The organism is Nocardioides sp., from assembly GCF_035697785.1.
Taxonomy (GTDB): Bacteria; Actinomycetota; Actinomycetes; order Propionibacteriales; family Nocardioidaceae; genus Nocardioides_B.
Genome location: NZ_DASSCL010000055.1, coordinates 1 through 11135 on the forward strand (window position 1 = coordinate 1; position 11135 = coordinate 11135).

The following is an 11135-nucleotide window of genomic DNA, read 5'->3' on the forward strand; positions in this document are numbered from 1 at the left end:
CGGTCCAGGCGGTACGGCGGCGACGGGACCCCGTTCGCGGGCGAGTTCGCGGCCGCCGAGCTCGGCGTGCTGCTCGGCCGCTCCCACGTCGCCGCGGCCACGCTGATGGCCGACGCCCTCGACGTCCGACACCGACTGCCCAGGCTCTGGGCGGCCCTCACCGCCGGGCAAGTGCGGGTGTGGCAGGCCCGGCACGTCGCCTCCCGGACCCGGGCCACCGGCCTGTCCCTGGCGCAGGCGCGGGAGGTGGACGTGGCGACGACGCCGTACCTGGCCACCCTGCCCTGGGGACGGTTCCAGGACCTGCTGGAGGCGCGGATCATGGCCGCCGACCCGGTCGCCGCCGAGGCCCGACGGGTGGCGGCGGAGTTGGAGCGGTTCGTGGTCACCGGGCAGTCCAACGAGCACGGCCTCAAGACGCTGGTGGCGAAGGCGACCGCGGGTGAGGTGATCTACCTGGTCGCGATGGTGGACCGGATCGCCGAGATCCTCCTCCAGCACGGTGACACCGACCCGGTCGGCACCCGCCGGTCCAAGGCCCTCGGCATCCTCGCCCATCCGAGCCGGGCACTCGCCCTGCTGCGGTCGGCCAACTCGGTGGGTGGGGACCCGGTCTCGACGGGCTCGACCACCGGCGGTGACGTGCCGCTGCCGCCGGCGACCCTCTACGTGCACGTCTCCCGGGAGTCGATGCAGACCGGGGACGGGGTGGCGCGGATGGAGGGCGTCGGCCCGCTCACGATCGGCCAAGCCTCCGAGTTCCTCCGGCATTCTCACGTGACGGTCAAGCCGGTGATCGACCTCGATGAGGACCGGCCGGTGGACGGCTACGAGGTCCCGGACCGGCTCCGCGAACAGATCCACCTCCGCTCACCGGCGTCGGCGTTCCCGTACTCCTCGGCCACCGGACGCCGGATGGACCTCGACCACACCATCCCCTGGGTCACGGGCTCGCCCACCGAGAGCACCGGGCCACCCGGGCAGACCCGGATCGAGAACCTCGGCAAGCTCACCCGGTTCGAACACCGAGTGAAGACCCACGGCAAGGGTTGGCGACACCGACAACCCGAGCCCGGCGTCCACCACTGGCGGACACCCACGGGCCACCAGTTCACCGTCGACCACACCGGCACCCACCGAGCGCGAGCCTCGACGAGCGCGACCACCGAGTCGGCGTACGAACATGCGCTCGGCCGCGTCCTGGCCGCCCACCCCTCGAAGTGACAGGGGACAGCCGCTCGCGCACGCCCTAGGGTGCTGTGCATGGGACGGGTGTTGGCAATCGTGCTCGCGGGCGGCGAGGGAAAGCGGCTCATGCCTCTGACGGAGGACCGCGCCAAGCCCGCGGTCCCCTTCGGCGGCTCCTACCGGCTGATCGACTTCGCGCTGTCCAACCTGGTCAACGCGGGCTACCTGCAGTGCGCCGTGCTGACCCAGTACAAGTCGCACTCCCTTGACCGGCACATCTCGCTGACCTGGCGGCTGAGCAGCCTGCTGGGCAACTACGTCACTCCGGTGCCGGCACAGCAACGGCGCGGACCCAACTGGTACCTCGGCAGTGCCGACGCCATCTACCAGTCGATGAACCTGATCAACGACGCCAAGCCCGACTACATCGTCGTCTTCGGCGCCGACCACGTGTACCGGATGGACGCCTCGCAGATGGTCCAGGCCCATGCCGACTCCGGAGCGGGCGTCACAGTCGCGGGTATCCGCGTGCCGCGCAAGGACGCCTGGCAGTTCGGCGTCATCAAGACGGCCGAGGACGGGGTCGCTATCTCCGAGTTCCTGGAGAAGCCCGCCGACCCGCCCGGACTCGTGGACTCGCCCGAGGAGTCCTACGCATCCATGGGCAACTACGTGTTCAGCACCGAAGTGCTCGTCGAGGCGCTCGAGAAGGATGCAGCGAACCCGGCCAGCCGTCACGACATGGGTGGCGACATCATCCCGATGCTCGTCGAGGAGGGCCGAGCGTCCGTCTACGACTTCAAGCGGAACGTCGTCCCGGGCGCGACCGACCGCGACCGGGACTACTGGCGTGACGTGGGGACGCTCGACAGCTACCACGAGGCGCACCTCGACCTGGTGTCGCGGTTGCCGATCTTCAACCTCTACAACATGCAGTGGCCGATCTTCACGTCCAACTCCCAGCTGCCCGGCGCGAAGTTCTCGCAGGGAGCGAGCGTCCGCGACTCGATCGTGTGCGCGGGATCGATCGTCGGCCCGGCGAGTGTGGAGCAGTCCGTGATCGGCACGCAGAACTTCGTGGGCGACGGCTCCTACGTGCAGCGCAGTGTGCTGCTCGACGGGGTCCACATCGGCAAGGGATCCGTGGTGCGCAACGCGATCATCGACAAGAACGTGGTGGTCCCCGACGAGACCCTCATCGGCGTCGACCACGCGGAGGACCGGCGCCGCGGCTTCGCGGTCAGCGAGGGCGGCATCACCGTGCTCGGCAAGGGCCAGGTCGTCAAGCCCTGAGCGGCCCTACGCCGCAGGCTCCTCGGGTACGTCGGTCGTGGACCGCGTCGCCGCGGCCACCCCGACCACCGCTATGAGCAGCCCGATCCCCTCGCGCAGCGTCAGGGTCTCACCCAGCACGAGCCACGCCATCACAGCCGTGACCGGCGGCATCAGGAAGAAGACGCTGGCCGCGGCTCCGGCCCCCCGTCGGCGGACAAGGACGCCCAGCAGCACGAGACCGGCGATCGAGTTGACCAGCGCGAGATAGGTCAACGCGATCGCGGTACGCCGTGCGTCGATGACCGGGTCGGTGCCCTCGAGCCACAGCGCCAGGACGAGGATCGGCGGGCCGGACACCCCGAACTGGATCGCCGCCGACCAGAGCGGGTCCGGGCCGTGACCGATCCAGCGCTGCCCCAGCGTGCCGAAGCTCAGCGCGAGCACCGCCACCACGGCGAACCCGACGCCGACCGCGCCGCCGGCCGCCTCGATGTCGGGACCGAGCACGATCAGCACCCCGGCCACCCCGACGACAAAGCCGAGCAGCTGGACGCGGGTGAGCCGCTCCCGCAGGAGCAGCCCGGCGAGCACGGCGGTCAGCACGGGGCTCAGCGAGTGCAGCAGGGCGCCCAGCGTCGCGCCGAGGCCCGCGTCGAAGGCGAGGTACATCGCGCCGAACTGGATGCCGTTCATCACGAACCCAGCGATCGCGATCCGGATCGCCTCACCGCGGTCGACCCGGAGCGGGCCGCGCAGCACACGCGCCAGCACCGCCACGATCACGGTGGCGAGGATGAACCGCCAGGCGACCAGGCTCAACGGGGCCATGCCCTGGACGCCGTACGGTCCGGCGATGTAGCCGGACGACCACACCAGCACGAACGCGGCGGCCGGGACCACCGGCAGCGAGGCTCGCGTCCGCTGCGTCGTGTCCGTGGCCACCAGCTGCCTCCCGAGTCGTGCGCGGTGCTCGGCTGCCCACGCTACGACGGGAGTCATACCCACCCGACCCGCGGGTGAGGCACCCCGACGTGAATCAGGCTCAGCCGAAGGTGACGGTGCCGATCTTCACCACGACCAACGGGCCGGTGTCGGGCCCCCGGACGGTCATCGTCACTGGGCCGGCTGCGGCGAGGGTGGCCAGCTCCTCGTCGAGAGTTCCCGGCGTCCCGTTGCCGTCGAGGTCGACGCTCGCCGGGACACCGGTCCCGAAGTCGAGCAGCACGCCGTCGAGGCACCAGTCGGGCCCGCACTGCGCGAGCGGCTTGGTGAGCTCGCGTGGACCCGCCGGTGTCGGCGAGGGAGGAGTCGGCGTCGGAGTGCCCGACGGCGGGTTGCTGGGCGACGGGCTCTGCTGACTCGGACTGGGCTGACTCGGACTGGGCTGACCCGGGCTGGGCTGGGTCGGGCCTGGCTGCTGCGGCGTCGCCGCGGGTCCGGCCGGTTGCGGAGCAGGCTGGCCGGGGGCCGACGGTTTCGGCTTGGGCTTCGGGCTCGACGAAGGCGTCGGGCTCGGCTGCGCGCCCTCGCCACCGCCCTTGGCACCACCCTTGCCACCGCCCTTGCCGCGGTCGCCCTTCGCCTTGTCGTCCGACTCGCGGTCGGCCCGGTCCTTCGCCTTGTCCGACCTCTTGTCCTTCTTCTTGCCGTCCTTCTCGCCCTTGGCGTCCTTGTCCTTCTTGGCGGCCGGCGAGGGCACCTCGAAGACGCCGGTGCTGTAGCCACGCTCGAATGCCCGCACCAGGGCGACGTAGTCGTCGGAGGGGTTGTAGCGGAAGATCGCGGACTTCATCCCGGAGCCGGTGCTCACGCTCGCGCCCGCGCACAGGTAGTCACCAGCGGCGAGCGATGCGTCGTCGAGGTCGTGCGGGTTCTCGATGCCGTCGCCGTCGCCGTCGCGTCCCGCCCATGCCCAGGTCGTGGGGATGAACTGCATCGGGCCGACCGCGCGGTCCCACTTGGTGTCGCCGTCGAGCTTGCCGCCGTCGCTGTCCCGGATGGCCGCCACCGGACCCGCGCCGTTGAGGGCGATGCCGATGATCTCGGGGCGAGCGACGCCGTCGGTGCTGACGACCGAGCCGGCGAAGCGACCGTGGTTGGACTCCACCCGACCGATCGCGGCGAGCAGCGTCCAGGGCAGCTCGCAGCCGGGGTCGCTCAGCGACAGCTGGTGGGCGGCGTTCTTGTACGCCGTGAGCGCCGCAGTCGGCACGTCGTTGTCGGCGAGGTCGCTCGCGGTCCAGACGCGGGTGCCCCGGGAGCTCTCCACGCGCAACCGCTTGTGCTTGTCCTTGCGCGCGACCAGCATCGTCGTGGGTTCGGACGACTGCGGCCAGACACTCGCGAAGCGGGTCTCCCGACCCTGCACCAGCACGCTCCGGTCGTCACTCGCGACCGGTGCGGGGTCGTCACTGGCGGCGACCGCCGACATCGAGGCCAGCACCACCACGGCAGCCGCCGAGAACCGGACCGGCCGGACCAGCTTGAGAGACATGTGTCGCTACTCCCCGTAATGTGCGACAGGACCCTCTCACGCTAGCCCCACTCGCCGTTCCGACGCCAGGAACGCCCACATATGGCCCGGACGTGCCATTGGGGCCGCTTTGACGGCCGGTCAGACCACCTCGAAGCGCATCCCCGCGGCGACCAACCGGTCGATGAGGTTCTGCCCCATCGCGGTCGCCGTGGTCACCTGGCCGGCCGTCGGCGGGTTGTCGTCGAACGCGAGGCAGAGCGCCGACTCGCCCAGCATCTTCGCGGTCTCCGTGTAGCCGGGGTCACCTCCGGACACCTTGGTGTGTACCTTCTGGCCCCCGCCCTCGGCGACGAAGTGCATCGCGAAGTGGGACCTCTGCCGCTTCTCCGGGCTCGGGCCCGAGCCCTGCGGCATCCGCTTGAGGAGCTGGTCGCGCAGCGGCCCGACCTGGGCCGCGCCGACGAGCAGGCCGACGCCGACGATGCCGCCGACCACGGTCGGCAACCGGCGCGCGGCCGCGTAGTGGGCGTAGCTGAAGTCCGGGCCGAACCGGTCCAGGGCAGCGGCCGACCGCTTCACGATGAACGGGTCGATCGTCGGGAGCGGCACCAGCCAGTAGCCGGTCTCGGCGTCGTGGTGCGGTCGCTTCGCCGCCGCCCGGACCCGCCGGCCCTCGGGGCGGGGCTCCACCTCGCGCCGAGCGGCCATTGCCTTCTTCATCTCCCGCACGCGGGAGAACGCGGTGATCGCGGAGTGGAAGGTGCCGCCGGAGACCGCAGCGTCTGTGCGGAGCATGCCGCGCATCCGCACCGGCACACCCTCGGGCAGCTGCTGCACCGTGAACAGCGCACCGAGGTCGTGCGGGATCGAGTCGAAGCCACACGCGTGCACGATCCGGGCGCCCGTCTCGACAGCTCGGGCGTGGTGGGCGACGTAGGTCTTGTCGACGAACTCCGACTCGCCGGTCAGGTCGGCGTAGGCGGTGCCGGCCTCGGCACAGGCCGCGACCAGCGGACCGCCGTACTGCACGAACGGCCCCACCGTGGTGGCGACCACCCGCGTCTGCTCCGCGACCGCCCGCAGCGACGCCTCGTCGGCTGCGTCCGCCTGCAGCAGCGGCAGCTCGGCCAGTGCCGGGTCGACTCGGGCGAGCCGGGAGCGCACGTCCTCGAGCTTGGCCCGGTTGCGGCCGGCCAGCGCCCACCGGCAGCCGTCGGGGACGTTGCGGGCGAGGTAGTCGGCGGTCAGGCCACCGGTGAAGCCGGTGGCACCGAAGAGCACCAGGTCGTACGTGCGGTCGGTCGTGGGCACGGCTCTCTCCTACGAGATCTGGACGTCCCCCCAGCGCGCCACTGTGCCAGGGAACCGCGCACGGCGGGCGTGCGTCCGACGTGAGATGCGACACCGACGTGGGGGGCCCTGATGAGCAGCAGTCGCCTGCGCCGCAGCCTGCTGACCGTGGCGGCCGGCGCGACCGCGGCCACCGTGATCGGTTTCGGCGGGCCGGCCGTCGTCGCCCCACCGTCTCGGCCGGCGAGCCTGCTGCCACGCGCGGCGGCGGCCACGTTGCCCGAGTTCACCGACTGCGAGGAGCTCCGGCAGTGGTACGTCGAGACGGCCTTGCCTCGGGTGGGGCCGTGGGGCTTCGGGTCGGTGTTCGCGTTCGCGGCCGACCGCGCGTCCGAGCCCAGTGCGGGTGCGCTCGCGGACCAGGCCGTGGGCAGCAGCGACACGGGCACCAACGTGCAGGAGGCCGGCGTCGACGAACCCGACCTGGCCAAGACCGACGGCGAGATCCTGGTGCGGGTGGCGCGCCAGGACCTCCTCGTCGTCGACGTCTCCGGTGAGCGGGCCCGGCCCCTGTCACGGACTCCGCTGCCCGGCCCGCGTGGCGGGCTGAGCGAGCTGCTGCTCGTCGACGACACGGTCCTTGTGGTGGGCACCGAGACATGGTGGGGGCCGTTCGTGGACGCGTCGTTCCGGGCGGCGGTCCCGGGCGTCCAGCCCGTGCGCACGCACCTCGTGGCCGTGGACGTCAGCACGCCCTCTTCACCCGTCGTGGCCAGCCACCAGCGGGTCGACGGCACCCTGGTCGGCGCCCGCGAGTACGGCGACGGCACGGTGCGCGCCGTGGTCACGACCGGGCTACCGCAGCTCGACTTCGTGCACCCGACACCGGCCCGGTCCGGCCGCGAGGCGGTCCTGGAGAACCGCCGTGTCGTCCGGTCCGCCACCGTCGACGACTGGCTGCCCGGCATCCGGCACGGGGACGGCCGGGGTCGTCATCCCCTGCTCGACTGCGGCGACGTGCGGCACCCGGAGAAGGACGCGGGTCCCGGCACCCTGAGCGTGCTCACGTTCGGCATCGACGATCCGCGAGGCCTGACCGCCACTGCCGTCACCGCCGCCGGCGACCTGGCCTACTCGTCGTCGACCCGGCTGTTCGTGGCCACGCTGAACAGCGGGGCGTGGGACGCCGTACCCCTCGGCGACCCCGTCGTGCCCAGGGGGCTGGTCCGCCGGACCCAGGTGCACGCCTTCGACCTGTCCGGCGGTGCGACGTCGTACGTCGCGTCCGGATCGGTGCCGGGGACGGTGCGTGACCGCTGGTCGTTCAGCGAGCACGAGGGACGGCTGCGGGTCGCGACCGCGCTCGGACGAGGCTGGATGCCGCGCGAGAACGCCGTGCACGTGCTCGAGGAGAGCTCGGGGCGGCTGCGCGTGGTCGGCAGCGTCAAGGGTCTCGGCCCCGGCGAGCAGGTCCAGTCGGTGCGCTGGCTCGGCGACCTCGCGGTCGTCGTCACGTTCCGGCAGACCGACCCGCTCTACACCGTCGACCTGTCCGACCCGGCCGACCCCCGCGTGCTGGGCGCGCTCAAGATCCGAGGCTTCTCCGCCTACCTGCACCCGGTCGGCGAGGGCCTGCTGCTCGGGCTCGGCCGCGACGCGACCAAGCGAGGCGTGGATCTCGGCGGCCAGGCGGCGGTCTTCGACCTTGACGACCTCGGTCGGGTGGTGCGCACCGCCACCACCGCATTCGGGCGTTCCGCCGAGCTCGGGACGAGGTGGGAGCCTCGGGCGTTCACGTACATGCCCGAGCAGCGGCTGGCACTGGTCCCCGTGGAGACGTGGGACCGCCCTTCGGTCCGGTTGGTCGCGCTGCGGGTCGGCCCCGCGGGCCAGCTCACCCGGGCCGCTTCCTGGCCCGTGGGCCGTTGGGGAGCCTCGTCGGTGCGGGCGCTTCCCCTGGACGACGGGTGGGTCGCGGTCGTGCACCACGGGGTGCGCCTCGTGCGCATCCGGTGACTCGACGGGCTGCGCGGTCTGAACGTACGTTGGTCCCATGTGTCGCAACATCCGCACCCTGCACAACTTCGAGCCACCGGCGACCCGCGACGAGGTGCACGCGGCCGCGCTGCAGTACGTCCGCAAGGTCAGCGGCTCGACCCGCCCTTCCCAGGCCAACGAGGCAGCGTTCGACGCCGCGGTGGCCGAGGTCGCGGCGACGACCCAGCGGCTGCTCGACCGGCTGGTGACGACAGCGGCACCGAAGGACCGCGACGTCGAGGCTGCGAAGGCACGGGCCCGGGCGGCGGTCCGCTACGGCTGAGCTCGACGACGCGTTCGCGGCGGTACGACGAGTCGACTTCCTACCGCCCAAGCAGGCGCGCCACGCCGGCCGCGACGAGCCGCTCCCGATCGGCCACGGCCAGACCAACAGCCAGCCAACCACCGTGCGGCACCTGCTGCAGTGGCTCGAGGTCGAGGCCGGCAACCGGGTCCTCGACGTCGGCTCCGGGTCGGGCTGGACGACCGCGCTGCTCGGGCACCTGGTCGGCCCGGAGGGGTCGGTGACCGGGGTCGAGGCGGTGCCGGACCTCGTCGACTTCGGCCGCGCCAACCTGGCCTCGTACCCGATGCCGTGGGTGCGCATCGAGCCGGCACGGCCCGACGCGCTGGGGTGGCCCGAGGAGGCGCCGTTCGACCGGATCCTGGTGTCCGCCGAGTCCGGGTCGGTGCCCGATGAGCTGGTCGACCAGCTGGCGCCCCACGGCGTGATGGTGATGCCGGTGGCGGGCCGGCTCGTCGTCGTACGACGGCCGGGCGACCCAAACGGGGAACCCGCGGTCGAGCGCCACGGCTACTACCGGTTCGTGCCGCTGGTGCTGCCGACCGGGGGTCAGTAGGCGGGCTGCGCCGCGGACTCGGTGCGGCCGGCGCGCGGGTGCACGGCCTCCATGGCGATGCCGGTGAACGCGAACGCCAGGGCCATCACCTGCAGCACCTGCCCGACCCGGCCGAGCTGGTCGGTCATGGGGAAGCTGGCCACGAACAGCCCCAGCAGGATCGGCACCCAGACCGGCGTGCGGCGGGCGACGAGAAGCGCGATCGCGAGCAGCAGGATCCCCACGTAGAACGCGATGATCCAGCCGAACAGGAAGACCCCGAGCCCGAGGTCGCTGGTGACGTCCTCGAGACTGCCGGTGCGCAGGGCGCCCTCCTTGACCAGGGCGCGGAAGAAGACCAGCAGCATGGCGTACCCCGAGGTGCCGATCACGCCGATGGAGAAGACCGCGACGGCGATGACACCGGTGCGCCGTCCTCGGTGGGTGAACAGCGACAGGACGGACGGCAGCCCCAGCGTCAGCGCGAGCGACGCCAGGAAGAACAGCACGGACATGCCCAGGAACCGTCCGCTCTCGGCGATCATGGCCACGCTCTCGGTGGAGTTCGTCCCGGGTTCGAGGGGGTTGAGCATCGTGCCGAAGGCCAGCGCCATCACCCCGATCACCAGGGCGGACGCGGACAACGGGATCCAGTCCCATCTCATGTGCGAACCGTAGGCCGGTTCCCGTATCCGCACCACGGTTTCGGCCCCATTCGTCCCGATCCGTTCCACAAGTCACGCCGGTCCCGCCCGGAACCGACCGGGTGGTCCGGACCCCGACGTACCGTGGTCGGGTGCCCGTCCCGCCCGACTCCGCCCGCGCGGCCCTCGACGTGCTCGACGGCCGGTCGTTGCTGGTGCTCACCGGGGCGGGCATCAGCACGGACTCGGGGATCCCGGACTACCGCGGTCCCGGCTCGCCGGCGCGCACCCCGATGACCTACCAGGAGTTCGTCTCCGGGCCGCGTGCGCAGCGCAGGTACTGGGCGAGGTCGCACCTCGGCTGGGCGCGCATGGGTACCGCGCAGCCGAACGCCGGGCACCGCGGGGTGGCCGCCCTCGAGGCGTCGGGCCGGACGACGCTGACGATCACGCAGAACGTCGACGGCCTGCACGAGGCGGCAGGCTCGCGGAACCTCTGCGCCCTGCACGGTCGGGTCGCCGACGTGGTCTGCCTGGGTTGCCGCGCGACGACCCGGCGGGCCGAGCTGGCGGCGCGGCTCGACGCCCTGAACCCGCACTGGCTGGAGCGGCACCGCGATGTCGCCTCGCGGCCCGACGGTGACGTGGCGCTCGACGAGACCGACGACTTCGTGGTGCCCGGCTGCACGGCGTGCGGTGGGGTGCTGAAGCCCGACGTCGTCTTCTTCGGCGAGAACGTCCCGAAGTCGCGGGTGGAGCGCTGCTACGCCGCCGTCGACGAGCTGCCCGGCCGCGACGGCGCCCTGCTCGTGCTCGGCTCGTCGCTGACGGTGATGTCCGGCTTCCGCTTCGTGCGCCGGGCCGCCCGGCTCGGCGTACCCGTCGTGATCGTCAACCGGGGCAGCACCCGCGCCGACGACCTGGCCACCGTCAAGCTGCACACCGGAACCACGGAGTTCCTCGCCGAGTTGTCAGAGGTTGAGACGGCCGGGACCGGCTGACGCTCTGACAACTCCGGGCTGTTTCCACAGTTTGCGTCGACCCGTCCACCGCGATCCCCAGTTGTACGACGGTGGGGCGGTGACCGACCTCGTCCGACTCCTCCGCAGCCAGTCCGGTGTTGCGACGATCGACCAGCTCGTGGCCGGCGGCCTCACCCGACACGAGGTGGCCGCCCACGTGACGGGGCGCCGCTGGCAGCGCATCGGCGACCGATGCGTGCTGACCCACAACCACGTCCCGACCCGAGAGCAGCTGCGGTGGCTCGCCGTGCTCGACTACCGCGTGCCGGCCGCGCTGGCGGGATGCACCGCGCTCGAGGTCGCCGGGTTCCGCTACTTCGGGCGTGAGTTCGAGCTGATCCATGTCGTGGTCCCCCGCGGGGCC

At 72.1% G+C, this 11135-nt stretch carries 11 protein-coding genes; 7 read left to right on the forward strand and 4 right to left on the reverse strand.

Annotated features, from left to right (window positions below):
* Together VFH10_RS05770 and glgC are read left to right on the forward strand one after the other, a co-directional pair.
* Nucleotides 1-1224 (forward strand): DUF222 domain-containing protein (locus VFH10_RS05770; protein WP_325126855.1); only part of this gene is annotated, 1224 nt, incomplete at its 5' end.
* Nucleotides 1225-1263: 39 nt separating this feature from the next.
* Nucleotides 1264-2481, forward strand: coding sequence for a glucose-1-phosphate adenylyltransferase (glgC, locus tag VFH10_RS05775; protein WP_325126857.1), 1218 nt, complete (start codon nt 1264-1266; stop codon nt 2479-2481).
* Nucleotides 2482-2487: 6 nt separating this feature from the next.
* Here glgC and VFH10_RS05780 read toward each other — a convergent pair whose 3' ends face one another.
* From VFH10_RS05780 to VFH10_RS05790, 3 genes are all read right to left on the reverse strand, one after another.
* On the reverse strand, nt 2488-3405 hold the full coding sequence (locus VFH10_RS05780) for a DMT family transporter (protein ID WP_325126859.1): 918 nt from the start codon (nt 3403-3405) through the stop codon (nt 2488-2490).
* Nucleotides 3406-3505: 100 nt separating this feature from the next.
* A complete protein-coding gene (locus VFH10_RS05785; RefSeq protein ID WP_325126862.1) occupies nt 3506-4957 on the reverse strand; it encodes a hypothetical protein in 1452 nt (483 codons plus the stop codon).
* Nucleotides 4958-5077: 120 nt separating this feature from the next.
* On the reverse strand, nt 5078-6250 hold the full coding sequence (locus VFH10_RS05790; protein ID WP_325126864.1) for a saccharopine dehydrogenase family protein: 1173 nt from the start codon (nt 6248-6250) through the stop codon (nt 5078-5080).
* 111 nt (nt 6251-6361) lie between these two features.
* On the opposite strand from VFH10_RS05790, the gene VFH10_RS05795 reads away from it, so the two are divergent.
* Genes VFH10_RS05795 through VFH10_RS05805 form a run of 3 tightly spaced genes read left to right on the forward strand, consistent with a single transcriptional unit; the run spans nt 6362 to nt 9126 of the window.
* A complete protein-coding gene (locus VFH10_RS05795) occupies nt 6362-8245 on the forward strand; it encodes a beta-propeller domain-containing protein (protein WP_325126866.1) in 1884 nt (627 codons plus the stop codon).
* Nucleotides 8246-8282: 37 nt separating this feature from the next.
* On the forward strand, nt 8283-8549 hold the full coding sequence (locus tag VFH10_RS05800; protein ID WP_325126868.1) for a DUF2277 domain-containing protein: 267 nt from the start codon (nt 8283-8285) through the stop codon (nt 8547-8549).
* A complete protein-coding gene (locus VFH10_RS05805) occupies nt 8509-9126 on the forward strand; it encodes a protein-L-isoaspartate O-methyltransferase (protein ID WP_325126876.1) in 618 nt (205 codons plus the stop codon). The genes VFH10_RS05800 and VFH10_RS05805 overlap by 41 nt, the downstream gene beginning before the upstream one ends.
* Here the strand turns inward: VFH10_RS05805 and VFH10_RS05810 are convergent.
* A complete protein-coding gene (locus VFH10_RS05810) occupies nt 9120-9770 on the reverse strand; it encodes a hypothetical protein (protein ID WP_325126869.1) in 651 nt (216 codons plus the stop codon). The two genes, VFH10_RS05805 and VFH10_RS05810, sit on opposite strands and share 7 nt — an antisense overlap.
* Nucleotides 9771-9901: 131 nt before the next feature.
* Between VFH10_RS05810 and VFH10_RS05815 the strand changes: the two genes are divergently transcribed.
* Together VFH10_RS05815 and VFH10_RS05820 are read left to right on the forward strand one after the other, a co-directional pair.
* Nucleotides 9902-10750 carry an NAD-dependent protein deacetylase gene (locus VFH10_RS05815; RefSeq protein ID WP_325126871.1) on the forward strand — a complete coding sequence of 283 codons (849 nt, stop codon included), beginning with the start codon at nt 9902-9904 and terminating at the stop codon, nt 10748-10750.
* 79 nt (nt 10751-10829) lie between these two features.
* A partial coding sequence (locus tag VFH10_RS05820) for a hypothetical protein (RefSeq protein ID WP_325126874.1) occupies nt 10830-11135 on the forward strand: 306 nt, incomplete at its 3' end.

Excerpts from the sequence above, each read along its gene's own strand:
- VFH10_RS05800 (WP_325126868.1), top strand. The coding sequence starts at position 8,283 with ATGTGTCGCAACATCCGCACCCTGCACAACTTCGAGCCACCGGCGACC.
- glgC (WP_325126857.1), top strand. The coding sequence starts at position 1,264 with ATGGGACGGGTGTTGGCAATCGTGCTCGCGGGCGGCGAGGGAAAGCGG.
- VFH10_RS05810 (WP_325126869.1), bottom strand. The coding sequence starts at position 9,770 with ATGAGATGGGACTGGATCCCGTTGTCCGCGTCCGCCCTGGTGATCGGG.
- VFH10_RS05785 (WP_325126862.1), bottom strand. The coding sequence starts at position 4,957 with ATGTCTCTCAAGCTGGTCCGGCCGGTCCGGTTCTCGGCGGCTGCCGTG.
- VFH10_RS05795 (WP_325126866.1), top strand. The coding sequence starts at position 6,362 with ATGAGCAGCAGTCGCCTGCGCCGCAGCCTGCTGACCGTGGCGGCCGGC.